Origin of the sequence: Anatilimnocola aquadivae (genome assembly GCF_049819085.1) — a bacterium.
Taxonomy (GTDB): Bacteria; Planctomycetota; Planctomycetia; order Pirellulales; family Pirellulaceae; genus Anatilimnocola.
On record NZ_CP187419.1, the window covers coordinates 5,934,785 to 5,958,460 of the forward strand.

32 protein-coding genes are annotated in these 23,676 nt (G+C 58.6%); 20 read left to right on the forward strand and 12 right to left on the reverse strand.

Features of this window, described 5'->3' with window-relative positions:
- Positions 1–439 precede the first annotated feature (439 nt).
- A complete protein-coding gene (locus NA78x_RS23250; protein ID WP_425614774.1) occupies positions 440–811 on the forward strand; it encodes a hypothetical protein in 372 nt (123 codons plus the stop codon).
- A 285-nt stretch (positions 812–1,096) separates the two neighbouring features.
- On the opposite strand, the gene NA78x_RS23255 is transcribed toward NA78x_RS23250, so the two are convergent.
- From NA78x_RS23255 to NA78x_RS23265, 3 genes are read right to left on the reverse strand one after another with little or no spacing between them, the layout of a single operon-like run.
- A complete protein-coding gene (locus NA78x_RS23255) occupies positions 1,097–2,248 on the reverse strand; it encodes a hypothetical protein (RefSeq protein WP_425614775.1) in 1,152 nt (383 codons plus the stop codon).
- Entirely contained in the window at positions 2,245–2,730 is a 486-nt protein-coding gene (locus NA78x_RS23260; RefSeq protein WP_425614776.1) for a hypothetical protein, read from the reverse strand. The genes NA78x_RS23255 and NA78x_RS23260 overlap by 4 nt, the downstream gene beginning before the upstream one ends.
- Before the next feature lie 10 nt (positions 2,731–2,740).
- The gene (locus NA78x_RS23265; protein WP_425614777.1) at positions 2,741–3,673 is read right to left on the reverse strand and encodes a hypothetical protein; all 933 of its coding nucleotides are present in this window, start codon (positions 3,671–3,673) and stop codon (positions 2,741–2,743) included.
- Between the two features lie 169 nt (positions 3,674–3,842).
- Here NA78x_RS23265 and NA78x_RS23270 point away from each other — a divergent pair, with 169 nt between their 5' ends.
- Positions 3,843–4,352: an endonuclease V gene (locus tag NA78x_RS23270; protein ID WP_425614778.1), complete on the forward strand. Its 510-nt coding sequence runs from the start codon at positions 3,843–3,845 to the stop codon at positions 4,350–4,352.
- Here NA78x_RS23270 and NA78x_RS23275 read toward each other — a convergent pair.
- The 6 genes from NA78x_RS23275 to NA78x_RS23300 all read right to left on the reverse strand — a co-directional run bounded on the left by NA78x_RS23275 (position 4,303) and on the right by NA78x_RS23300 (position 7,664).
- A complete protein-coding gene (locus tag NA78x_RS23275; RefSeq protein WP_425614779.1) occupies positions 4,303–4,950 on the reverse strand; it encodes a DUF502 domain-containing protein in 648 nt (215 codons plus the stop codon). The genes NA78x_RS23270 and NA78x_RS23275 overlap by 50 nt on opposite strands.
- Positions 4,951–4,965: 15 nt before the next feature.
- On the reverse strand, positions 4,966–5,277 hold the full coding sequence (locus NA78x_RS23280; RefSeq protein ID WP_425614780.1) for a hypothetical protein: 312 nt from the start codon (positions 5,275–5,277) through the stop codon (positions 4,966–4,968).
- 40 nt (positions 5,278–5,317) lie between these two features.
- Positions 5,318–5,728 (reverse strand): hypothetical protein, encoded by a 411-nt coding sequence (locus NA78x_RS23285; RefSeq protein WP_425614781.1) that lies wholly within the window; start codon positions 5,726–5,728, stop codon positions 5,318–5,320.
- Between the two features lie 11 nt (positions 5,729–5,739).
- Entirely contained in the window at positions 5,740–6,642 is a 903-nt protein-coding gene (locus tag NA78x_RS23290) for a DUF1559 domain-containing protein (protein ID WP_425614782.1), read from the reverse strand.
- A 107-nt stretch (positions 6,643–6,749) separates the two neighbouring features.
- Positions 6,750–7,058 (reverse strand): PilZ domain-containing protein, encoded by a 309-nt coding sequence (locus NA78x_RS23295; protein WP_425614783.1) that lies wholly within the window; start codon positions 7,056–7,058, stop codon positions 6,750–6,752.
- A gap of 411 nt (positions 7,059–7,469) precedes the next feature.
- Positions 7,470–7,664 carry a hypothetical protein gene (locus NA78x_RS23300; RefSeq protein WP_425614784.1) on the reverse strand — a complete coding sequence of 65 codons (195 nt, stop codon included), beginning with the start codon at positions 7,662–7,664 and terminating at the stop codon, positions 7,470–7,472.
- Between the two features lie 232 nt (positions 7,665–7,896).
- Here NA78x_RS23300 and NA78x_RS23305 point away from each other — a divergent pair, with 232 nt between their 5' ends.
- The 13 genes from NA78x_RS23305 to holA all read left to right on the forward strand — a co-directional run bounded on the left by NA78x_RS23305 (position 7,897) and on the right by holA (position 16,678).
- The gene (locus NA78x_RS23305; RefSeq protein WP_425614785.1) at positions 7,897–8,361 is read left to right on the forward strand and encodes a TraR/DksA C4-type zinc finger protein; all 465 of its coding nucleotides are present in this window, start codon (positions 7,897–7,899) and stop codon (positions 8,359–8,361) included.
- Positions 8,362–8,559: 198 nt separating this feature from the next.
- Positions 8,560–8,757, forward strand: a complete 198-nt coding sequence (gene rpsU / locus NA78x_RS23310) for a 30S ribosomal protein S21 (protein WP_425614786.1) — start codon at positions 8,560–8,562, stop codon at positions 8,755–8,757.
- 258 nt (positions 8,758–9,015) lie between these two features.
- Positions 9,016–10,053, forward strand: a complete 1,038-nt coding sequence (aroF, locus tag NA78x_RS23315; RefSeq protein ID WP_425614787.1) for a 3-deoxy-7-phosphoheptulonate synthase — start codon at positions 9,016–9,018, stop codon at positions 10,051–10,053.
- Positions 10,050–10,808 carry a triose-phosphate isomerase gene (gene tpiA / locus NA78x_RS23320; RefSeq protein WP_425614788.1) on the forward strand — a complete coding sequence of 253 codons (759 nt, stop codon included), beginning with the start codon at positions 10,050–10,052 and terminating at the stop codon, positions 10,806–10,808. The genes aroF and tpiA overlap by 4 nt, the downstream gene beginning before the upstream one ends.
- 55 nt (positions 10,809–10,863) lie before the next feature.
- On the forward strand, positions 10,864–11,469 hold the full coding sequence (secG, locus tag NA78x_RS23325; protein ID WP_425614789.1) for a preprotein translocase subunit SecG: 606 nt from the start codon (positions 10,864–10,866) through the stop codon (positions 11,467–11,469).
- A gap of 116 nt (positions 11,470–11,585) precedes the next feature.
- Positions 11,586–12,470 (forward strand): YicC/YloC family endoribonuclease, encoded by an 885-nt coding sequence (locus NA78x_RS23330; protein ID WP_425614790.1) that lies wholly within the window; start codon positions 11,586–11,588, stop codon positions 12,468–12,470.
- Between the two features lie 15 nt (positions 12,471–12,485).
- Positions 12,486–13,091: a guanylate kinase gene (gmk, locus tag NA78x_RS23335; RefSeq protein WP_425614791.1), complete on the forward strand. Its 606-nt coding sequence runs from the start codon at positions 12,486–12,488 to the stop codon at positions 13,089–13,091.
- Positions 13,092–13,095: 4 nt separating this feature from the next.
- Positions 13,096–13,356: a DNA-directed RNA polymerase subunit omega gene (rpoZ, locus tag NA78x_RS23340; protein ID WP_425614792.1), complete on the forward strand. Its 261-nt coding sequence runs from the start codon at positions 13,096–13,098 to the stop codon at positions 13,354–13,356.
- 81 nt (positions 13,357–13,437) lie between these two features.
- Positions 13,438–14,007 (forward strand): flavoprotein, encoded by a 570-nt coding sequence (locus NA78x_RS23345; protein ID WP_425614793.1) that lies wholly within the window; start codon positions 13,438–13,440, stop codon positions 14,005–14,007.
- A gap of 58 nt (positions 14,008–14,065) precedes the next feature.
- Positions 14,066–14,398, forward strand: coding sequence for a DUF433 domain-containing protein (locus NA78x_RS23350; protein ID WP_425614794.1), 333 nt, complete (start codon positions 14,066–14,068; stop codon positions 14,396–14,398).
- Between the two features lie 3 nt (positions 14,399–14,401).
- Positions 14,402–14,743 (forward strand): DUF5615 family PIN-like protein, encoded by a 342-nt coding sequence (locus NA78x_RS23355; RefSeq protein WP_425614795.1) that lies wholly within the window; start codon positions 14,402–14,404, stop codon positions 14,741–14,743.
- A 23-nt stretch (positions 14,744–14,766) separates the two neighbouring features.
- Positions 14,767–15,588, forward strand: a complete 822-nt coding sequence (locus tag NA78x_RS23360) for a hypothetical protein (protein ID WP_425614796.1) — start codon at positions 14,767–14,769, stop codon at positions 15,586–15,588.
- Entirely contained in the window at positions 15,581–16,678 is a 1,098-nt protein-coding gene (gene holA, locus NA78x_RS23365) for a DNA polymerase III subunit delta (RefSeq protein ID WP_425614797.1), read from the forward strand. The genes NA78x_RS23360 and holA overlap by 8 nt, the downstream gene beginning before the upstream one ends.
- On the opposite strand, the gene NA78x_RS23370 is transcribed toward holA, so the two are convergent.
- Both NA78x_RS23370 and NA78x_RS23375 read right to left on the reverse strand, forming a co-directional pair.
- Positions 16,675–17,145 (reverse strand): hypothetical protein, encoded by a 471-nt coding sequence (locus tag NA78x_RS23370; protein ID WP_425614798.1) that lies wholly within the window; start codon positions 17,143–17,145, stop codon positions 16,675–16,677. The two genes, holA and NA78x_RS23370, sit on opposite strands and share 4 nt — an antisense overlap.
- A gap of 4 nt (positions 17,146–17,149) precedes the next feature.
- Entirely contained in the window at positions 17,150–18,274 is a 1,125-nt protein-coding gene (locus tag NA78x_RS23375) for an aminotransferase class V-fold PLP-dependent enzyme (protein ID WP_425614799.1), read from the reverse strand.
- Positions 18,275–18,469: 195 nt separating this feature from the next.
- Here NA78x_RS23375 and NA78x_RS23380 point away from each other — a divergent pair, with 195 nt between their 5' ends.
- The gene (locus NA78x_RS23380; RefSeq protein WP_425614800.1) at positions 18,470–18,655 is read left to right on the forward strand and encodes a hypothetical protein; all 186 of its coding nucleotides are present in this window, start codon (positions 18,470–18,472) and stop codon (positions 18,653–18,655) included.
- 36 nt (positions 18,656–18,691) lie between these two features.
- On the opposite strand, the gene NA78x_RS23385 is transcribed toward NA78x_RS23380, so the two are convergent.
- Entirely contained in the window at positions 18,692–19,483 is a 792-nt protein-coding gene (locus tag NA78x_RS23385) for a hypothetical protein (RefSeq protein ID WP_425614801.1), read from the reverse strand.
- A 218-nt stretch (positions 19,484–19,701) separates the two neighbouring features.
- On the opposite strand from NA78x_RS23385, the gene NA78x_RS23390 reads away from it, so the two are divergent.
- The 4 genes from NA78x_RS23390 to nadC all read left to right on the forward strand — a co-directional run bounded on the left by NA78x_RS23390 (position 19,702) and on the right by nadC (position 23,672).
- Positions 19,702–20,487: a class I SAM-dependent methyltransferase gene (locus tag NA78x_RS23390; RefSeq protein WP_425614802.1), complete on the forward strand. Its 786-nt coding sequence runs from the start codon at positions 19,702–19,704 to the stop codon at positions 20,485–20,487.
- Between the two features lie 278 nt (positions 20,488–20,765).
- Positions 20,766–21,617: an ATP-dependent sacrificial sulfur transferase LarE gene (gene larE / locus NA78x_RS23395; RefSeq protein WP_425614803.1), complete on the forward strand. Its 852-nt coding sequence runs from the start codon at positions 20,766–20,768 to the stop codon at positions 21,615–21,617.
- Positions 21,618–21,702: 85 nt separating this feature from the next.
- On the forward strand, positions 21,703–22,713 hold the full coding sequence (gene hemB / locus NA78x_RS23400; RefSeq protein ID WP_425614804.1) for a porphobilinogen synthase: 1,011 nt from the start codon (positions 21,703–21,705) through the stop codon (positions 22,711–22,713).
- 26 nt (positions 22,714–22,739) lie between these two features.
- The gene (nadC, locus tag NA78x_RS23405; RefSeq protein ID WP_425614805.1) at positions 22,740–23,672 is read left to right on the forward strand and encodes a carboxylating nicotinate-nucleotide diphosphorylase; all 933 of its coding nucleotides are present in this window, start codon (positions 22,740–22,742) and stop codon (positions 23,670–23,672) included.
- Positions 23,673–23,676: the final 4 nt, after the last annotated feature.

A 23,676-nucleotide genomic window follows, 5' to 3' on the forward strand; every position in this document is an offset into this window, starting at 1 on the left:
CCTCGTTCAGCCCTTGTGACAATCCGTTTTTGATAACCTTTCGCGCCCTTCAGCAAACGGCAAACGTCGCCCTAACCTTCTCTGCTCTCGTCGGTTGCGATCACGGCAGCCCCAATATCACTCGTTTCCCGATAACCGTTTGATAACCACGCTCGCCCCTGTTCACACCGCGGTCTGAACAGGCCCCGATCAGGTGGGGTCATCGTTCCGCACCTGGCACCGTCGAACGAACTTCCCGCTTCGCAGCGCACCAGGCCCGACCAAGCCAAATCGCCTCAGCCTTCGGCCCTCACAAACATTAAAAACTACTTGACACTAAGTCAATACATTGTTATAATATTTTCCGTGATCCATTGAACCATAGCGGCCCTTTCGGGTTTGCGGGAGGTTGAGCAAAATGAACGCGCGCTTGATTCACCTCTGACGGGCGATCAGTCCAATGGCCGACAGAAAAAACTCGCCATCGACTGCCGCCCTGCCCTGCGAAGGCTGGTGGGATGAGATTGGACTTGGTCGACAGGCGATGGAGGAACTGAAGCTGCGGATTGTTGCCGGCAAGGTCACCGGTTCCGGCTGGGATGTCGTCGGGCCATTCACCTTCCACGGGACGATTTCGGAAGCTGGCACGGTGGCCATGATCAAGCAGTACATCGGCCAGCATCAGGTTCAGTACCTGGGCAACTACGACGGCGAAGGAAGCATGTTCGGCAGCTGGCGCCTCGGCAACCTCAGCGACCACTGGGCCATCCGCTTCACCCGCCCCTTAACCACGCCCACTACTGTTGGCGACGATGTTCCCGAGTTGCGATAAGCGCATTCGTAGGTGGCACGAGTAGTACCCTACCCGTGATTGCTGGCCATTCTTGCGACCGGGCCAAGAGCAACCGAACTCGGAGTTCTAGCCATTTTGTGTCGATCACTGAGCAGCCCCGAATGGTGTGCTTCTTGATTGTCAAGCTCGGATCGTGTCGACACACAGAACTCCGAGAGGGCTGCGTCGGGCTATGTACATGTTCCCGTAACAGCGGCGAAGGCTAATTCATAAGACATGGGAGAACACGGGTAGAGTACTACCCGTGCCACCTTTGGAAGAAGGTTACTTCTTGCGTGGCCCTTTCGCTTCCGCTCGTGGTCCTTGACCCTCAACGCGAGTGATAAACGGGAAGCGAATGCGACTGGGGGGAACCGTTTCGTCGTCGGTGCTGGGATAGCCGACGTAGTGAATGCGGATGCCTTCATTCGAGCGAGCAAGAACTTTCGCGGGATACCAGGTTCCGTTCCACTCGACTTCAGCAGCAGCGCGGCCGCTGTCGGGAAAATTGACTCGTTCCAAGCTGACCGTCTCGTCGGCGAAGGCGTAGGTGCCGCGCGGGTTCGACCAGTCCCAGCCCAGGTACCGAACCTTCACGCTGTCAGCTTGCCGCTCCAGGATCGTCGCGCCGTACCACTTGCCCTGATATTCCACGGCGACGTGCGTGTCGGCCGTTTTGGTGAGCGGACGTCGTAACAGCACGTCGTTGCCGTGGCCCGTCACTGGCTGCAAGTCAGCAGTTTTCTCATAATCGCGGGTGATGGAGTTGTAGCGACCAGGAACATACTCGAGCGCTTCGCGAATCGTCACTTGCCCATCGCGATTGCGGTCGCCAAAGCCGGCGAGCGCTTCGAGCAGCGAGACATCCAGTTCGTTATTCGTCCCTTGCTGGCGACGGCAGGCACACAAAGCCGCGACATTCGGCGGCAAGTCCATCTGCTGCGGACCCGAGTAGACAAAGCCACCCGAGCCGCAGGTGCTGATGACGACAATCGCGGAACACGGAAGCTTGCCGAGTTCGGTTTTGATCTCGGTGCCGAGCACATTGCCGCCGCCGGGCAAGTTCGCGGCCCAGCCTCGCCGATCGCTGCCGCCGTGCGTTCCCCAGTAGAGAAACACAGTGTCTTCGGCCTTGGCAACCTTTTGCAGGCCGCGCAACTTGCCCGCGACCGCGGCGCGAGTAGCCGAGCCACCTTTGAGCGTATCGACCTTGATCTCGCTGAACAGATCTTTTGCCTGAGCCTTGAAGAGGTTCGCAAAGTTGTCGGGCGCGTAGTTGTAGTGATCGACCGTTTGCCCCTGCGGCGGCGCTTCGTCATAGGCGACGCCCAAAAAAATCAGCTTGCCTTTGGCTGGTTCTTCCTGCGCGAATGCCAAGGTCGTCCCAGTAACAAAAGCGAAATAGCAAACGGCAGCGAGGCGGAGCAGAGTGTTCATGCATTTTCCTGAAGTGACTTCAACTGCGCAGATTCTTCGTGGGTCGGCAGGGGAGCATCAATGGGCGACTTCACAGCCGCTTCGGTTGTTTGCAGCGAATGGTAAACAGCATAGGCGATCCAGGCACTCGCAAAGGCGAGAGCGACTGGCGCCAAGGCGAGGAGCGAAAACAACAGGTTGAAGAGCTGCTGTTCTCCCCAGCCATTCATACTGCGTCCCCAGCGCCACGGCCCATCAAAGATCATCACAATGCTGACGAAAACGAGCGCCACCAGCGGGACTGCTCCGCCAGAAATACCGCCAATAAAGAAGGCTCGCGTCGCACCTCGCGCGTAGACAACGCCCGTCACCCAGTACGCGGGCGAGATCCAGCCGATGGAACAGAATAGCGGAATCGCGATGGGAGGCGGCAGGTTGAGCACCGCGCAGTACACACACACGATGGCCATCAGAATGAACAACGTGCGAAGTCGGAATTGCATGCCAGGCCCCTTACCATTCGTGATACGTGCTGGCCGCCGCCCGGAGTGTTTGCGTCGTGTGCGAATTGTCCGACGTGTAGGTCAGCATGCTCATGCGTTTGTTGCCAAAGATCACTCGCCCGCCGCCGGTCACCCGCGAACGGCCGAGCTGAAATGAAAAGCTGAAATCGAACGAGTCGGGAATCTTACCGCGATTCGATAATCCGCTGACGGCCAGGTTCGTCCCATTCACTTGCTTAGCCATATTTTCCAACTGGGCGGACAGGCCTTCCACCACACCCAGTCTCTGTTCGTTGTCAGCCCGGGGAATATCGACCTGGCGCACCTTGAATTCGGCATTTCTATTTGGCGGTTGGGCGATGAACATCCGCCCGGGCATGCCGGCAAATTTCTTCTCCGGGCTTTCGGTCCAGGTCCAGCCGAGCGGCGCGGCCACGGCAAAGTAACCCGGCCTCGTAAAGGTAACTCCGCCTGGCAACGCACTGGCTATTGGATTGCTCGGCGGGGCACCAACGACTGGTGGCGGAGGCGCGGGCGGAAACGTCGGCCGCGGAGGAAATGCGGGCTGCGGCATCTGGCCGAATTGCGCGGGACCAAGGTTCGGTGGCTGATTCGCCGGCCTGCCCCCCACAAACAAGATTGCGCCCACACCGCAAATCACACTCAGCAGAATCAAGCACGCGGCAGCCGCTCCAAGGGCGACCTTTACATTCGTGCTCAGTCCACCCGAAGTAATCGGCAGCGAACTGGCCGAAGCCGGGTGATAGGCAGGCTGAACGACAGCAGCCGGCCGTTGCAGCACATACTCGTCCGGCCCAGTCGCGGGCCGTGGCAACGGCACCATCAGCGGACGCGTACACTTCGGGCAAGCCAGTGTCTGGCCGGCAAGTTGCAGCGGGGCAGAGAACGATTGACCACATTGGCAGGTAACGACGAGTGACATTCAGCAGTTCCCGCAGCGACCGCATTCACACTCAACGCCGGGCGATAACCTAGCCGCTCACCCAGAGAGTGTCCAGCAAAAACAGCAGATCGCGCCTCTGCTACGCTAGAACGCTGGTCGCAGGGTTCGCCGCCCGAACCTTCGGCCTTTCCTAGGTGTCGGATAGCTCATGATCGCAGCGCTCGATGTGCAATACGACGACCGTCAGGCTACTGCTCAAGCAGCGGCGGTCGTCTTTGAGGAATGGGACGCTACCCACGCCTGGGCCGAGTACGCAGTGCCTTGCGAGCAAGTGGCCCCGTACGTTCCCGGCCAATTCTTTCAGCGCGAGCTTCCTTGCCTGCTGGCAGTGCTCGCGGCAATTCGCGAACGGGTCAGCACCATCGTGATCGACGGTTACGTAATGCTAGGGCAGCACCCTGGACTGGGCCGTCACCTATGGGATGCCCTGCAACAGCAGACGCCCGTGATTGGCGTGGCCAAGACGCACTACCAATCTGCTCAGGCCGTGCAAGTTCTGCGGGGGCGGAGCGAATCGCCGCTGTACATTACAGCCGCGGGCGTCGAAGCCAATCGGGCAGCCAACTGGATCAAGAACATGGCCGGCGACTATCGCCTGCCGTCGCTCCTCAAGCAGGTCGACTTGCTGGCTCGCCGGCCAAGGCCCTCGCTTCATTAAGGACCTTGCTGGAATTCGCACCCAGTCGTCGCAAGCATTCGATGGCCTGCTTCGTCGTGATGGCGAGGGGTTCAATCCGCGCCGGTTCGACAAACAGCAACGAACCCGACCAGGGCGTCGGCACGTCGGGAATGAAGACGACGCAGCGTCCATCGGCCAGCGTGTCCATGACAAACCCTAGTTGAGAAGCATCGTCCAACCGCACCATCACCGCCTGATGTGGCTCTTCCGTCGAGACGCCGATCCAGCCTTGCCCCATGCTCTTCATCAGGCCATAGCTGGGGACAAATGACAGGATCAGTTGCTCAAGCGTCCCCACAAACCACTGCGAAACGGCCGTCCGCGCCAACAGACCAGCGAAGAAGCAAATGAGCACCAGGGCTGCGATTCCCAACAGAAACGACAGCGAAACTCCGCTGATCGACTTCACGGGCAGCCACTGCACGAGCGGATGAATCAACTCGTAAGCAAACTGCGCAGCATGCCCCAACACCACACAAACCAGCACCACGGGCACCAGCACAAACAGGCCGCCCACAATGGTGGCCCGCAGAAATCTCAGCGTCCGACGGAGTGAGCGCGATTGCTTACCAGGCATAGGTCGGACCGCGCACTATTTCGAGGGTAGACGTAGCACGTCGGCAGATTGAGTCGCGGTGGAATCGACGACATCGTCGACTCGCAGCAGCGAAGGCGACACGTTCCAGCGCCGACCATCGGCAGTGTGCAGCGAAACTGACTTTTTGTTGTAACGAGTGATCACGCCGCGATAGGTAATGCCGTCGACATCAAACGCCACGCGTTCGCCAATCGCGAACTTCAGCATGCTCACGTGCGCTCGAGCCTGTTGCAGGAACCTCAGTCGTTCCACAATGCGACGATTGAGATCGATCAACTCGGCTTCCGAAAAATGATCGAGATTCATCTCCATGACTGCCAGTGTAACGCCTTCGGACTACCTCGCGTTACTTGGCAGGCTGACCGACTTCAAAATCTTTGACCGTCTTTTCTTTCGCAAACTCGACGACCGTTTCGTACGTCGGAAACAGCGGCTTACCCTCGGCCAGCGTCTCGCCAGACTCGGTGACGGGTACGCCATCGGTCCCGTTGATGCGAACCTTGTAGGCTCCGCCGACAACACCCGCTTCGAGCTTGGTGTCGTACTGGCCGTTCACAATTTCAGCCCCGCCGCCGGGTCCCGAGTTTCCTCGCTCGATATCGGGCTCCAAGATGATCGTCCCCTTCGGCACGGGCTGGCCGTTGAAGGTCACCTTGCCGGAAACCGGATAGCGCGTCGGGCCTTCCAGCGTCGGTCCGCAGCCGGCGAAGCCAACTGCCCCGACAACCAAGCTCAACATCAGAAGCATATATTTCATGCCGGAACAACTCACTGAGTGAAACCTCCCGTAGGCAGGGCATCTTCGCGTTGACCCAGCTGACGATACGCAGCCAGGTCGATGTTCTGCGAGATGAAGTGGACCGAACCATCGAGCATGGTGAACCCAGCGCCGCCGGGATGAAAGCTGCTGAAGCCACGCGTGTCGTGTACGCCCTGCGTCTTGAAAAGGTTGATCGCGTCCTGAGCACCGGCCAGGTTGCGAGCATAAGCGCAGCTGTCTTGCTTGGCGCTCGCGGCCCAGGCAGCGCTGCCGTAGCGAGATTCGCCGACGAGAAACACGTTCGCCGTGCCATCGGTGGCATTGCGAAAACCGAGTTTCGAACCGCCGTACAACATGCCCGTCACATACATGCCGCGCTCGTTCGCCGCGCTGCAGCTGGAGTTGCCGCAGTCAGGAGCAGCACCGCCACCTTGCACGCCGAAGTAACTGTTCCAGATCTTGTTTTGCTGCAGGCGAATATCGGACGGGCACTGATACATTTTCATCGGCACCACCACCGCGCCGTTGACGGCATCCATCTGATTGCTGGTGTCTTGAAAGACGATGTTGAAATTGAACTTCGAGTGCTGCGCCGACTGTTCGCTATAAGGCAGAATCAGCACGGTCCAAGGTGCCCGTTGCACCCCGCCCGTCCGGCACCAGCTAGTCGAGCCAGCGACGCCCGGATTGCTCGAGATGTACCCTGGCGGCAGATACAAGTGCGTATCGTGATAGTTGTGAATGGCGATGGCGATCTGCTTGAGGTTGTTCTTGCAATGCGTGCGGCGGGCAGCTTCACGCGCGGCCTGCACAGCGGGCAGTAGCAACGCCACCAAGACGCCAATAATGGCAATCACCACCAAGAGCTCAACCAGCGTAAACGCGGCGGACCTGCGCAATCGAAAGGACATGGAAGGAAGTCCAGGCTGGGGAGGGGAAACACCAAGCAAAGCTTAGTTTAACCACTCTTTTGCGGCAATACGCAACCCAATAATGGCCGGCAGCCCGTTGAATCGCCCTACCCGACTTTTTCGAGAAACTGGATCGCGATTTCGAACAGCGGACCACTACGCCGGCAGCGAATGCGGCGGGCCAGCAATTGCACTTCGTGATCCTGCCCGGCACTCTGAATGCGAACCATCACCAGGTCGGTCAACAGCGGGCGATCGCAACAGAAACAGAGACCACTTTGCGACAGGTCAATGCTGACCGCGTGCAGCGGATCGCCAAGCGGCCCCTGATCGGCACTAAGAGGCTGCACTTCCAGCACGAGCGAAGCCCGATGGCGAAGCGTCTGCCGGCGATTCACTTCGGTTTCGGACGGCATAAGAAGTCTGCAAAGGGCATTTTCGGCGGTGAAGGACATACCTATAGAAAACCATAGCCCGTAAATGTCCAAGAATCTGTGGGGTTATTGGACAGGCACTGGTTTTCATTTTTTGGCGGAAACCGCTGCGAGACAGGCACTTGCGCCTACTCATTCAATCCTCGCACCTACTCCATTTGTCCACCAATCGGCCCGATTGTTGGACAGGCCCGCGTTGGCCGGCTCCTTGCTCAGTTCCCAGAAATCCGCTGCGTCAATGCGTGAGCAAGCCCCTAGCAGCGCAACGCGGCTGTCACCCTGAACCACCAAACTTTGAAGGAGCATCCCGTTATTAGGACAGAGTGACAACTTATTGTCAATCAGATATTTCAAAAATCCTGTCGACATCGCGATTACATCGCCTCGACCGGCCTAGTCGCGCGGATCGCAACCTTCGACCGCCTCGTTCGATTCGGGCTCAGCCGTCGCTTCATCGGCCAGTTCGAAGCAGGCTCGGCTGCGGCGAATATCGGCAATCAACCGATGCAGTTCCTTGATTGGGACCGTATTGAACGGCGCAATGCATGAGGCTGGTTTCGGGGTCGTTGTCAGTTCAAGTGAGTTCATGGCTGTCTTTTGAAGAGTGCTGGCAATCGTCGAAGCCCGTAGAAAGCGTTGGCCACTATTCGCCAATGGCAAGTTTCAGGGTGATTTTTGCAACAGCGTCAGGCTGTCGTCCTAGTGGTGTCTTCCTCGTTCCGTGCCACGGTTCACGCTCACGCGTCATGATCGCTAGAATGGGCAGCGACGACATCGACTGAACTCGAACTTGGCACCGATTTTTGCACCGACTATTCCCATGGCCTCTCCCCGCTCCATCATCCGCTGGTTCTGTCCTTACTGCGATTGGCGCGAAGATCGCACCGTCGCCGAGCTCGATAGCCAGCTGCGCGGACTGGGCATGATCCGCCGGGAAGAGAATGCCGACCTGGACCTGATGCTGGAACTGGCTCGGGTGAAAAAGCCCGACCTCCGCTGCCCTAGCTGTAATCGCCCGGGATTCACGGCCGAAGCAGTCGACCCGGGCGAGGACGAGTGGGGAGCCGGTAAGCCCTGTGCGAACTGCGGCACCGCCATTCCCGCCGAACGCCTGGAACTGTTCCCCGACCAGGACTTGTGCGCGAAGTGTCAGGGAACCGTGGACAAGGGCGGGCATCTCTCGGGCGATGACTATTGCCCCGACTGTGGCACCCCAATGGTGGTCAAGCAGACCAAAGTCGGCATCCGTCGGTACCAGCAAATCTGTCCGAAATGTCGGGGATAAGGAAACGAAAGAACCCTTCTGGCCGCCAGCAAAAACGCACCTTCCGACTTTGGTATTCGCCGTAATGCAGAAAAATCTCCCCGCTAGCGGCTAGCGTGCCTGGACAGGCCCGGCTGTTATCAGGTAAGCTTTCGAGCTTCCCACTTTTTATTCCGTTGAGGGAGTCTGTGGCTATGGCGAGTTCGTTCTGGAGGCACGATGGTTAAGCTTGTTGTTCGCGACCGAGAAAGCATTCAGGAGGCAGTCCGCCGATTCCGCAAGTTGGTCGAGCGTAGCGGTATCAAGAAGGAAATGCGCCGCCGCGAGTATTACGAAAAGCCAAGCGAAGTTCGCCGCAGGTCGCGTCTACGGGCCGAACGCCGCGCCCGCCGCAATAAGCTGATGCCTGGTACCTAGATGCCCAGCACCTAGTACGGTACTTGCTACCCAGTACACGGTACCGCCAGTTCGTCACTCCAAGATTGTCGCTAATTCTGACGCGTTCCGCGCGTCGTCTATTGTCTGCTCGGGCCGGCGGGGCTCCAGCCTTCTTAGCGACGCTGTTTTGGCGAGCGTTCATTTGGGGCGGGTTCGTTCCCGCCTGCGTGTGCCCACAATCGCTGCTGGATCGTCCTGTTCCGCCATTTTCCTCTCGTTCAAACGTCGGTGACCGCCGTGATCATCATTCTCAAGTCAGAAGTCACCGAAGACCAGATTCAGCATGTCATCGAGCGCGTCGAAGCGCTCGGCATGAAGGCCCACCTTAGCCGTGGCACCTACCGCACCATCATTGGTGTAATCGGCGACGAGCAAAAAATCGGTGCTGAACCACTGCGGGCCATTCCCGGTGTCATGGACGTCATTCCCGTGCTACCTCCTTACAAATTGGCTAGCCGCGAAGCCCATCCGCAGGCCAGCATCGTTGATGTAGCCGGTGTGAAAATCGGTGGCGGCAATTTGGCGATGATCGCCGGCCCTTGTGCCGTCGAAGAGCCCGAACGGATGATGAATATCGCTGCTGCGGTCAAAAAGGCCGGCGCGAACATCTATCGCGGTGGTGCCTACAAGCCCCGCACCAGTCCTTATGCCTTTCAAGGCTCGGGCGAAGAAGGCTTGAAAATTCTCCGCGAAGCCGGTGATGCCCACGGTATGCCGATCGTCACCGAGGTGATGGATCCGCGCTGCGTGGAAGTCGTCGAAAAATACGCCGACATGATTCAGATCGGCGCCCGCAACATGCAGAACTTCGTGTTGCTCACCGAAGTGGGGAAGACGCGCAAGCCCGTGCTGCTGAAGCGAGGCATGAGCGCCACGATCGAAGATTTGCTGATGAGCGCCGAATACATCCTGTCGCAAGGCAACAGCCAGGTCGTGCTCTGCGAGCGTGGCGTAAAGGGCTTTGATAAAGTCACTCGCAACCTGTACGACGTCGCCGCCGTGGCCGTTGTAAAGGGTTTGTCGCACTTGCCGATCATTGTCGACCCCAGCCATGCCACGGGCCGGCCCGACCTGATTCCGCCGTGTGCTCTGGCTGGTGTCGCCGTGGGTGCCGATGGCGTCCACATCGAAGTTCACGATTGCCCCGAGCGGGCAAAGTCCGACGGTCCGCAGGCTCTCCTCCCGCGGCAGTATGCAGAGCTTGTCGTTCAAATTCGTAAGTTGGCCGAACTGTTTGGTAAGACCATTTCGACCGTGCCGGAGTCCGCCGCATGAGACGCAAATTTATCGCTGGCAACTGGAAGATGAACCTCAACTCGGCCCAGGGGCTAGAGTTGGCTGCCGCCCTGGCTAAGGCCGTGGGCACCGAAAACGCGGTCGAAGTCGCCATTTGCCCGCCAGCCGTTTACCTGGATGCCATTGCGGGAGCCATTAAGGGTTCCGCGATCGGCCTGGGTGCGCAAAATTGCCACCACGAAGCCAAGGGAGCTTTCACGGGCGAAGTCTCCCCCGCGATGCTCATGGACATTGGCTGTAAGTATGTGATTCTCGGTCATAGCGAACGCCGCCAACTGTTCCACGAGACCAATCAAGACGTCAACAAGAAGGTCGTCGCGGCCCTCGCTGCTGGTCTCACCCCGATTGTCTGCGTCGGCGAAACACTGGACGAACGCAAGGCAAATAAGACTCAAGCGATTGTTCGCGAACAGGTCGAAGGTTCGCTGGCCGGTTTGACGGGCGAGCAAGTCCTCAAGCTGGTCATTGCTTACGAACCTATTTGGGCGATTGGCACCGGCGTGGTCGCGACTCCCGAGCAAGCGGAAGAGGTGCATGCTGACCTACGCTCGCTGCTGTCGTCGCGTTATACTGCCCCAGTCGCCGAAGCGGTGCGGATTCAATACGGTGGTAGTGTGAACGCCGAAAACGCCTCCACACTGCTTTCGCAAAAGAACATCGACGGCGCACTCGTCGGCGGTGCTTCGCTGAAGGCAGATGGCTTTACGGCGATCATCAAGGGCGCGCAGGGTTAAGACCGCTGGCCAACAACGCGAGAGTGTTTATCTCGCACGAAATTAGGGAGATGCAATGTTGGTAAACTTTCAAATGCCGTTGCTGCTGGCCCTTGAGCCGATGCACTGGCTGTTCATTGTTCCGATCAGCTTGCTGAGCATCTTCCTCACCCTGTTGATCCTCGTCCAACGAGGTCGCGGTGGTGGTTTGACGGGTGCGTTGGGTGGTATGGGTGGTCAAAGCGCATTCGGCACTAAGGCTGGCGACGTTTTCACCAAGATCACCGTCGTCACTGCCCTGCTGTGGATTGTGATGTCGATGGGCGCTCTGCGTGTTCTGCACGTCGGCAAATTGGCCAAATCATCGGGCACCACGACCCCAGCGAAGGGAATCGATACCCCCGACCTCAAGACCGACGACAAGGGTGCGGTCATCCCAGGTGGTGAAACTCCCGCTGTGAAGCCGGACGACAAGACTACTACGCCGGACACGAAGACTCCGGAAACAACGACTCCGGAAACAAAGGCTCCAGAGACTCCCAAGGCCGACCCACCAGCCACACCCGCTGACGCTCCCAAGAGCGAAGCCCCGCCGGCCAAATCGGAAACGCCAGCCACGGAAGCTCCGAAAACCGAAGCTCCAAAAGCCGAGCCTGCCAAAACCGACGAAGAGAAGAAATAGCTGTCGCAACGAGTTCTCGCGAACTCGTTGCCACGATCCAACGTCACTCAGTTTTTCACCGTGGGCCAGGGCTTTTCAGCTCTGGCCCTTTGATTCTTTCTTGGGGAGCGGCAGCCTTGTTATCGAGCATGACGGGGCATGGCGAAGCACACCGGCATCAGGACGGATTGTCCGTGGCGGTAGAGGTGCGCAGCGTCAATAACCGCTACTTCAAACTGAACTTTCGCGCCAGCGAAGGCTACGCCGCCCTCGAATCACAGGTCGAAGCCGTCGTTCGTCAGCAAGTCCGCAGAGGCACCGTGCAGTTGTCGCTGCGAGTCGATCGTCAGGCGTCTGCCGACGATTATCGCTTGAATTCGGTTGTGATTGCCGGCTACATGCGCCAACTGGCCGCGCTGGCCAAAGAGGGCGTCGCTGTTGACGGTGTGCGGGCCGATTCGCTGTTGCAATTGCCGGGCGTCGTTTGCGAGCCCGTCGCCGATTGGGCCCTGGTGGAATCTCACTGGCCCATCATCGAAGCTGCCGTCAAGGAAGCCGTCACTCAGTTCGCCGCGATGCGGGCCGAAGAGGGCGCGACGATGGCGATCGACATGCGCGCCAATTGCGCGTTGATCCTGCGAGAATTGCAGCAAATCGAGCTGCGCGCTCCGCTCGTCATCGATGCTTTTCGCACGCGCATTGTCGAAAAACTGAACAAGCTGCTGGCCGAGATGGGAACCCGAATTGAGCCCGCTGATGTCGTCCGCGAGATTGGCATCTTTAGCGAGCGAAGCGATATCTCGGAAGAGATCGTCCGGCTGAAGAGCCATCTGGAACAATTCGAGACGGCCATGCAAGTCGAAGAAGCCGGCGGCCGCAAGCTCGACTTTCTGACCCAGGAAATGTTCCGCGAAACGAACACCATTGGCAGCAAAGCCAACGATTCTCAGATCGCTCACCACGTGATCGAGATCAAAACGGCCATCGAACGCGTCCGCGAGATGATTCAAAATATCGAGTAACTAGTGCCCGTCGCAATGAATCTTAAGCCCCAATCCGCGAGCAGTCAGGCTGTCAAAACCGGCCAGATGATCGTCATTTCCGGCCCTTCAGGAGCCGGCAAGTCGACGGTCGTCCGCAAATTGCTTACCGACTGTCGGGCACCGCTCGCCTTGAGTGTGTCGGCCACCACGCGGTCGCCACGGGCCGGTGAAGTGCACGGCCAGGACTACTTTTTTCTGCCACCGGACGAGTTTGATCGTCGCCGCCGGGCAGGAGAGTTCCTGGAATGTAAAGAAGTTTTCGGCCGCGGCGACTGGTACGGCACGCTGCAAAGTCAAGTTGCCGCTGGCCTTGAGGCCGGGAAGTGGGTAATCTTGGAGATAGACGTGGACGGGATGCGATCGGTGCTGGAGCGTTATCCAGACACGACAACCATCTTCATCCACAGCGGTGGCATCGACGAATTGGAACGCCGGCTGCGAACTCGTAATACTGACAGCGACGACGCCATTCGTCGTCGGCTGGAAGTTGCCCGCCACGAACTCGCCTACCAGAACCACTACCGCTATCAGATTTTGAACGACGACGTCGATCAGTCCGTACGCCAGATTTGTGAAATCTTGTTGCAATTGGGAGCTTGAACGAATGCTTGATGACTTGCGCGAAGAAGGAATTGTGAACAAGGTTGGCGGCCGCTTTAAACTCTCCACGTTGATCCAAAAGCGGATGGTGCAGCTCAACAAGGGCGGGCACGCGCTCGTCGACAAGAACATCCAAGACAAGATGCAAATCGTGCTCGAGGAAATCAAGCAAGACAAGATCTACCTCGATGCCTCGAACAATCTCCGCACTACGGAGTTTCAAGGCACCGGCGAGACCATGGAACTCGACCTGGGCGATCTGTAATTCCGGCAGTTGTTGGAGTACCGGCTTCAGCCGGCGTTTTTGATTGTTGAGCATCAAGCCGGCTAAAGCCGGAACTCCAACATGGCTGACGTAAATACGAAGCGCGAAATCGTCGTCGGTATCACTGGCGGCGTCGCGGCTTACAAGTCAGCGATGCTCGTCAGTCGGCTGGTTCAAGCCGGCATCGGCGTGACCGTCGTCACCACCCCTGCTGCCGAGCAATTCATCGGCTCGGCAGCACTTGCGGCTTTGGCTGGCAGACCGGTCGCACGGGAATTGTTCGACCCGGCATTTCCTCTCGGCGCGCATATCTCATTGGCCGAACGTGGCGAGTTGCTCATCATCGCCCCAGCTTCGGCCGACTTCATGGCCAAAGCAGCGCACGGCCTCGCCGACGATCTTCTTTCGACACTCTACCTGGCGTTCACCGGTCCCGTGCTGATGGCTCCCGCGATGAACACAGCCATGTGGAACCACGTGGCCGTACAGCGGAACGTGCAACGCCTGCGTGATGACGGCGTGCAGTTTATCGACCCCGAATCGGGCTGGCTCAGTTGCCGCCAACAAGGTGCCGGGCGCATGGCAGCCTGGGAAGAGATCGCCGCTGCCGTTCAAACTCGCTTGGACACGCTCCCCCCTGGCGGTGCATAATGGCTGGAAGAGTTGGCATCTGCCTACTCGACAAAGTCATTCATCATCGAGACCAGACGTGACAACGGCGCTTCAACAGGCAGAGATTCTGCTGGCTGGCCTGACCGCGGCAGAGAAGGCTCAGCTTCTGCAGACGGTGATTACGCAAATCGGCGATGCCTTCCCTGGCATCGAGAGTCGCCCTGGCGTGTGCGGCGGTGAAGCTTGCATCGTAAGAACTCGAATTCCCGTTTGGATTCTGGAGCAGGCTCGTAGGTTGGGAACAAGCGAAGCAGAACTGTTGCGGAGCTATCCCACCTTACGGGCTGAGGATCTTGTTCATTCCTGGGCGTATATTCGGGCTCATCGCGAGGAGATCGACAAAGCCATTCGCGACAACGAGGATGCCTGAGCTGTGGCGCTACTCTATTCGAATGAAAACTTCCCCAAGCCGGTTGTTGATGCACTCCGCAACCTTGGCCATGACGTGCTCACGGTTCTTGAAGCAGGCAAAGCAGATCAGGCAATTGATGATGAACAAGTTCTGGCTTTTGCGATCAGTTTGAATCGGGCTGTCTTGACGCTCAATAGGAAGCACTTCATTCGGCTACATCAGCTACAGCCTCTGCACGCAGGAATCATCGTTTGTACCTTTGATCCAGATTTTTCCGGGCAGGCGTCAAGAATTCATTTGGCAATTCAGTCGCAACCAAATCTTGCTGGCCAGCTTTTGCGTGTGAATCGGCCCCAGGAATAGCTCTAGCGGAGAAGGCCAATGCCATGACGACTCGCCAAGAACTCCTTGATTACTGGCAACAGCGATTGGCCGACTCAGAGCATGCCGGCGGTCAGGGATTCGCCTGGACCGATCGTCTGCGATTGAAACTCTATCGCTTTCTGCTCGCCATGTATGGCCAGTCGGAGTGGCCGGGCAGCAAGGACGATGTCGACAACGAAATCGGCCGAACTCTCAATTCATCGCTCATGGTTGCCGATACCTCGGAGATTTCCACAGGGAAAGCGCCTCGCACGCGAGCCGAGATTCTCAAAAGCTTGCAGAGCGTGAAAGGGCTATCCGACGAATTGGCCCCCCCGGGACCACTGCAGCATGGACTGGAGCCAAATTCGCCCGTCGTGGTCGCTGCCAATCGCAAGCGAGTGAAGGCCGAAAGGGTTGCTCGCTATTTAGAGAAGCAGAACATTCCGATTGAAGTTCGGTATGCCGGTTCGTTGTGGCAGATTTTTGTGCGGCAATGCGATGCTGCCAAAGCAGCTGCGATCATCGCGGAGCTTGTTCCGGTGGCCTCGCAGTCTCGTTTTCAAGTATCATCGGCGAGAGCAAGACTGCCCATTCGTACTCGCGTCTTTTTTCGCGCAGCAATCCTCTTCGGTCTATTCGGATTACTGTTTTCGATTCTGTTCGGCTCGCAACTGCTAGGCGAGACTGGCCAAGGCCCCACGACATCTGCCGATCGCATCGCAGTTGTCGGCACTGCGGCAGCCGTTTTTGGTATGCTCTTTTTGATCTGTCTGTACTACGACGTGAAAGGCCACTATCAAGCGTTGAGGCAGCGAGAACTACTCGACCAGCACCATGTCTGAAACCGTTCACATCTTCGACTTCGTCAAAACCAGTGCGCCGCCGGCAACCGGTCTGTGCGTGCTGTTTGGCGATGAGCCTTTCTTGCGGCAGTTGGCTCGTGAACATGTGCGGGGCCTGATGACGGGCGGCGATGACGATACGCCGATCACACAGCACGACGGCAGCGAGAAAGCTCCCGAATGGCGCGACGTGATCGATGAATTGGCGACCGCCTCGCTGTTTGGCGGTGGTGGCGCGAGACTGGTCGAACTGCGCGAAGCTGATTCTTTCGTATCGCAGCAACGACAGCGCCTGGAAGACTTTGTCACCAAGGGCAAATCGCACGGCGTGCTGGTGCTCGAAGTGAGCGAATGGCCCGGCAATACACGCCTGGCCAAGATGGCCGCCGAGGCAACCGCAACGGTCGTCGATTGCCGACCGCCCCAAAAAACAGTCGGCAAAAACAAGGTCGTGGACGACTCCGCGATTGCTCGCTGGCTCACCGACTGGGCCAAGGCAACACACCAGGTCAGCTTGCCCGCCGATGCTGCCAAACTGTTGCTCGAACTAACCGGTCCGGTCTTTGGCGTGCTGGTGCAAGACATCGCCAAGCTCTCGCTGTTCGTGAAAACCGGCGAAAAGATCACGCCCGAGATGGTGCAGGACATCGTGGGCGGCTGGAAAGCCCGCAGCATGTGGGATCTCGGCGATGCCGTGGCTGGTGGCGATGCGGGTGATGCGCTCGCCCAGCTCGATCATGTGTTGCAAGCCGGCGAACATCCGCTGGCGATTACCGGTTCGCTAGGTTGGGGCCTGCGGCGCTTCGCCCTGGCCACGCGCATCTATCGCGAGTCAGAAAAAGCTGGCTTCAAAATCCAACTGCGCGATGCGCTCTTGCAGGCTGGCTTCAAAGACTGGCCCGTCGGCACGCTTGCCAAAGCCGAAGCCCGCTTGAAGCAACTGGGCCGTGTTCGCGGTGGGCAACTCTACCGCTGGCTCTTGGAACTGGATCTGTCCCTCAAAGGGACCCACTCCAACGAGCGCCGCGCCCGTTGGGCCGTCGAGCGTCTTTTCTTCCGCTTGGCGAAGCAAAGCGCACCCAGGCGTTAACTGGCCCTGGGCTTATCGCACGCGGCAATGACGCGTTCATCAAACAGCACCACCAGGCCGTAGACGGTGAGGCAGAAGGCGGTTGGCACACAGTAGCCAGTGCCGACAACAGCGAGGCCTGCCAGCAACGTAATCACAGCTAGCTTCCGCTGTTTGTATTGGTAGAGAAAGATTGCGGAGCCGATTCGCATGAAGCCAATCACAGCCGCGAGTGCAGCCAGGCCCGCGAGCAAGCCAACCACCATTTTCGGGTCGCCCCCCTGCGGCATTGCTTTCAGCTGCAGCAGAAAGAACGAAGACCCGCCGTAGAACATCGCCAGCAAGATTTCGAGCAAGCCTTGCACGACCATCAGCATGGCGACGATCGGCACCTGTCGAACAAAGTCGTAACCGCTACGGTTCACGCTTGTTGGCGCGGCAACTTCATCACCAAAGTAGTTGCCCGCAACCGCACTAGGATCGGTCATAGGTTCATCGCTTGTGGTGCAACGATTCGATTACATGAGTCAAACGCGAAATATCTTCAGGCGTATTGTAGCCGTGAATGCTGATCCGCACCCCGCCGCCACGACAACTCACAACTATGTCCGCCGCCAACAGCCTTTCTCGTACCACGGTTGGCTCGACACTCGGCACTTGGAACGTCACAATCCCCGAAGCGTGTCCGGCAACTTCTGGGCTGAGGAGCCGTGCTCCACACCGCTCAAGTTCTCGGCGAGCATGCTCAGCCAAGGCCAGGATTTCGTCCGCCACCGGCGATGCACTCGGCGAAACACCCAGCTCGCGCAACAGGCCTAGGCTTTGTGCCAAGGCAATCTGCCCCGCCATATTCGGCGCTCCGCCTTCGTAGCGAGCGGCACTCGGCTTTAGGTCGAACGCGATCCGGTCGAAGTCGAACGGCCGCTGCACACTGTTCCAGCCGACGTGAACCGGCCGGATCAGGGCAAGATGCTCCCGTCGGATGAACATGACTCCGGCCCCTTCGGGACCAAGGAGCCACTTGTGGCCATCGGCTGCTAAAAAATCAACCTTCGTCTGGCGAACATCCAGCGGATAGACCCCGAGCCCCTGAATGGCATCCAGAAAGAACAGGATCTTCTTCCGCTGACACAATTCGGCGACCTCATTCAAATCGATCCGATACCCGGACGCATAACCAACCCAACTGATCGCCAGGAGCCTGGTTCGTTCGTCAATTGCGGCTTCCAAACGGTTCAAATCGACAATTCCCTGCGGCACTTCCACCAACCGGGCTTCGACGCCCTGGTCCTGCAGGTTTAGCCAGGGATAGGCGTTCGAGGGGAACTCGTTGGCCAGGGTGACGACGTTGTCCCCTGCCTGCCAGGGAAAGCCCTGGGCGATGTAGTTGATGCCTGCGGTGGTGTTGGGAATCAGGGCGACTTCGTCGGTTTCCGCACCAATCATGTCGGCCGTATGACGCCGGGCCTGCTCCAGTTGGCTGTTCCAACTGGGCCAGACGGTGTCGCCCAGTTCGGCCGCCTCGTTCAGCCATTGGGCAACCGCCCGCCGGGAGGGCTCGGGGAGGGGGCCGACGGCCGCATGATCGAAATAAGCGAACCGCCGGGCAATGGGCATCTGGTCGCGAAATTTCTGGACAGTTGGGCTTAGCACGGTTGTAGGACCATTGCGAACGGGAACGGCTTCGGCGACAACTTGAGGGCCGACAATGAGCGGCGGGCATAGGTGACACCGCCATTGCTCGAATTATACTAGGACGCCGTAGCAAACAGGCGTGGTGCCATGAGCGTTGCAGCTTTGAGGATGTCGGGAATGCCTAAGGTTCTTTGTATCGCGGGGATGGTCGTCGCCGTTTTGGTGGCGATCCTGTTCATCCTCGACCTTGCGCTACCCGCAATGATGTTTCGCCGCGCCAGCATCATGATGGACGTCGGCATGATCGTCTGTGCCATCATTCTCGGCGTCGCCAGCTGGATGACGCTCAAAGAGCAGAAGTAAGTTCGGAACCGCAATCTCGCGCGGTTCGAGAATCAACTAAACGCTTCGGACAATCTCGATCGGGCTCTCCAGCAGCCGGCTAACTTTCTTCACCGGCACACCCTTCTTCGTTGGTGTTCCTGGCTTCGTCAGCGTGGCTGGATCGGCCTGCCAATAAGCGCTCATGCCCAAGATCAAGCGCAGCACGACAGTCGCGACGAGATACACGCAGTAGTGGAGTGCCGCTGAGCCGAACTCCAGCTCGAGGCTCGCCTGCGCGCAGATGGCACCAATCACAATCACGACGGGAATCGCAAAGACCAGCATCAGGCCATTGCCGGCGGGGTTGATCTCCAGATACCAGAAGACGAACCAATAGATGCCCCAGATCAACGGATAGACGACCGAGGGCGCGATGAGCCGCATGGCCAACTCATTGCGAGTGAAGGGAGCCAGTTCGTCGTCTCGCAAAAACGTGTAGGCGGCCAAAGCGAGCGGCGGAGCGAGCAGCACCGAACCCGTGATGAGGATCACCAGCGGCGTTGAACCGCCGGGAAAGGCAATCCTCAAAATCAACGCGGCGAACATCACCACGAACACGCTGGCCACGATGACGATGATCATCATCTGCGACAGCTTGGCTTCTTTCCGCACCAAGGGGGCCAGAACGGCTTGCCCCTTGGAATCCTTCGGGCCAGTCGGCTCCGGCGCGTGAATGACCACCTGCTCTTGCAAGGTGGGGACGGTAATCACCGTTTTGCACTTGGGGCAGGGCCCTTTCTTACCAGCAAACTTCTCGCTGACCTGAAATCGGGTCTTGCAGTTCGCACACGTGACATCAATGGGCATAAGCAGTGGTCCACGCCAGCAACGGTGTTCCGCGCAGTTTGTCGCGAGATGAGTTTTTTCGACAAGTCAGACGAGCTAGCAGCAAATTATATCACCAATTTGTACCGATTGTGACGATGACTCAGGGCAGAGAATACCCCCTCCACTGGTCTCTTCCACCAGCCGGGGATGTCGCTCGCGTCTCGACCACTGCCTGCGAAATGCGGAAGGATGCAACGATGTCGAACAAACGACATGCTTCGACCATGGCTTTCGGCGTGGAAGCCAATTTGCCGACCTATCGCCTGCGTCAGGCCCGCTACTACGAGTTGGGCGTCGACTGTGCCCGCTGGGCGGAAGATCATTTTGAGACCACTGGCGAACAGTGCGACCTGCTCGATATCGGCACTTACGATGGCGTGACTCGCCGCTATATCGAATCACATGCCGGTGGCGAACACGTCCGCTACCACGCGGTCGATATCTTCCCTCGGGGAAAAGAATTCGTCTACAAGCATGACGATTGGCAATTGCACCACATCGATCTTTCGCAAGGACTGCCGGGCCTGCAGGACAGTGCCTACGACCTGGTCGTCTGCGAACAGGTGCTCGAACATTTGCACGAACCAGGCCTCGCGCTACGAGAAATTGAGCGCGTCTTGCGCCCTGGCGGTCGCATCGTTTTGGGTGTCCCGATTTTTCCCTTCGGTTTGCATCTCATTCGCAAACACGTGGTGCCGGTTACCGACAAACTGATCAACGCTCGCCCGCGCGGTCACGTGCAAGCCTGGTCGAAGCAATCGTTCCACGAGTTCATTCAGCAGGAATGTCCGGAACTGAAGATCGAAAAAACTCGCGGCTTCCGGATGGTCTCGGGCGGCGTGCTGCGGCCGCTGGAGTACTCGCGTTGGTGGTGGCAATTGAATCGCCGCGCGGGGTCACTGGCTCCTGGTCTTTGCACCGAGATTCAACTGATCCTGCAAAAACCTGCATCCGTCACACCGGCCCTGCGCCGAGCGGCCTAGTCACCACTTGGCCGTCTACCGCTTGTCCCCGGGAGCGGTCCGGGGATAATTACGAGCAGACAATCCTCTGTCATGCTCGTGTTGCGATGGAACTATGTTCCGGAGCCGATACGTCAGCCCACGGAGGCCGATAAGGTCCGCCCCGTGTGTCCACCCTGCTCTTATAGCGGGATAACACTATGGTCGGCTGAGGCTTCCACGTCAAAGTGCGGGCTCGGCATACTCTGTCCCACGGCATTGCGATGGAGGATCGTCTTTTTCTCAAGGCGAGCCACCCGGTGATTGTTCCGACTAGCGTCATTCTTGACGATCGACTAACCTCGCTCCGCGATGCCCTGCTCGCCTATTTGCAACCGTTACCAAGCGCTGCCGTGGCGTTCTCCGGTGGTGTCGACTCTGCCGTTGTCGCTCAAGCGGCTTACCTCGCCCTCGGTGACAAAGCGGTTGCTGTGACTGGCGTGAGCGCCAGCCTGGCTTCTGGCGAATTGGAACTGGCCCGCGAGATTGCCCAGCAGATTGGCATTCGGCACGAAATCGTCTCGACCGAAGAACTCGCACGAACTGGCTACGTCGCGAATGCTCCCGACCGCTGTTATCACTGCAAAACCGAACTCTACACCAAGCTGACCGAGCTTGCCCCGGCATGGGGAGTGAGCGCGCTCCTTAACGGCGCGAACCTCGACGACCTGGGAGACTATCGCCCGGGCATGAAAGCTGCGAGTGAGTTTCGCGTGCTGAGTCCGCTCGCCGAATGTGGTCTGAACAAAGCCGACGTGCGAGAACTGGCCCGCTTCTGGCAGCTGCCATGCTCCGACAAACCGGCGACTCCCTGCTTAAGCAGTCGCATTGCGTACGGCGAGCAAGTCACTCCGGAACGTCTCGCGCGCATCGATCAAGCTGAGGTCTTCTTGCGCGAGCTTGGCCTCGGCGAGATTCGCGTGCGCTTGCATGCCGGGGAACTGGCCCGCATCGAGGTGCCGCTCGACGTGCTGCCGCAGTTGGCTCAGCCTGAAGTGCGTGAAAAAATCACTCAGCGATTCAAGTCACTCGGCTTTCGCTTCGTCACGCTCGATCTGCAAGGCTTCCGCTCCGGCAGCATGAACACGCTGCTGAGCCTTTCCAAAAAGTAGGATGGGCTCGCGGCCTTCGCCGCGAAGCAGTTTCGCCACACTGCTGCCCTACCAATCCGCATCGTCCGAAGCGAAGATAGAACGCATGAACCCTCGACAAGCAGATTCCGGCTTTCCCACGACTCGCATGCGTCGGCTCCGTTACAACGCGGGCGTTCGCGCGCTGATTCGCGAGACGACACTCTCTCCCGCGAATCTGATTTCGCCCCTCTTTGTGCGTCCTGGCAAGAACATCAAGCAGCCCATCGGCTCGATGCCGGGGCAGTTTCAGCTTTCACTCGATCAGTTGGCCATCGAAGCGAAAGAAGCCGAAAAGCTGGGCATCGCCGGTGTGATTCTGTTTGGCATTCCGGCTGAGAAAGATCTGGCGGGGAGCGACTCGTATTGCGAACAGGGAATCGTGCAGCAAGCGGTTCGCACCGTAAAAGAAGCAGCTCCCAAATTGCTCGTGATGACCGACGTCTGCTTTTGCGAATACACAAGTCATGGGCATTGCGGCTTGCTGGAAGAACGAAACGGCCAACAGGACGTGGCCAACGATCCGACTTTGCAACTCCTCGGTAAGCAAGCCGTGAGTCACGCGCAGGCCGGTGCAGACATGGTCGCGCCGAGCGGCATGATGGACGGCATGGTCGGTGCCATTCGTTACGCCCTCGATCATGCTGGTTTTTCGCACTTGCCGCTGATGAGCTACGCCGCGAAATACTCCAGCGCGTTCTACGGTCCGTTTCGTGACGCGGCCGAAAGTGCCCCGCAGTTCGGCGATCGGCGCACCTATCAAATGGATCCGGCCGCTGCGGCTGGGCAGGCCCTGCGCGAGGTCGAACTAGACCTGCGCGAAGGAGCCGACATGATCATGGTGAAACCTGCGCTCGCCTATCTCGATATCATTCGCGATGTGCGCGAAAACTTCCCCGGTGTGCCACTCGCGGCATACAACGTCTCGGGTGAGTACAGTCTGGTTAAGGCCGCTGCAGCCAATGGCTGGGTCGATGAACGAACGCTGGCTCTCGAAATGCTGACGGCCATCAAACGGGCCGGCGCGAGCATCATTCTCACCTATTGGGCCAAGGATGTGGCCCGTTGGCTCGCCTAGAACCATCTCTCCAACAGAAGAATGTCATGCGCAAGGAATATCGCCAGCTGACGTGGGATGCCGATGTCGAACACGATTGCCGCCAACTCGTGCGGCTCGCCATTCTCGAAGATCTTGAGCGAGGCCACGATTGGACGACCGTCGCACTCGCTAGCGAAGATGCCCAATCGGTCGCGAACCTGGTAGCTCGCCAGCCCGGAGTTATTGCTGGCCTGGAAGCCGCTCGACTCACGCTCGAAGAGATGGAAATCTCTGGTGCCTGGGAACCGCAAGTTGCCGATGGCGCGAAAGTCGAGCGGGGGACGCTTGTCGCTCGCCTGCGTGGCCCCGCCCGCGGCTTGCTCACTGCTGAACGTACGCTGCTGAATCTCATCGGCCGCATGTCGGGCATCGCGACGCTCACTGCAGAATACGTGGCAGCAGTTGCTGGTACCGGTGCCCGCGTTTACGACACCCGCAAAACGACTCCAGGCTGGCGACGACTGGAAAAATATGCAGTCCGCTGTGGCGGTGGCCACAATCACCGGCTGGGCTTATTCGACGGCGTCTTGATTAAAGACAACCATCTGGCCCTTGGTCGCCAAGGACCGCAAGCCGCCCGCTATACGCCGGCCGAAGCTGTCGAGCGTGCCAAGCAATTCTTAAAAGAGCACGGCGCTGGCCAAGATCGCTTCACCGAGATGATGGTGGAAGTTGAAGTCGATTCGCTGGAACAGCTGCGCGGAGTTTTGCCGGCTAATCCAGATATCGTGTTGCTCGACAACATGAAGCCCGAAACTCTGCGCGAGGCTGTGGCCATCCGCAATGAACTTGCGCCAAACGTCGAACTCGAAGCTTCTGGAGGCATCACGCTGCAGACGATTCGCAGCGTGGCCGAAACGGGCGTCGAGCGCATCAGCAGCGGAGCACTCACCCATTCAGCCATCGTGCTGGACGTAGCACTCGATTGGCAGGAGTGAGTTC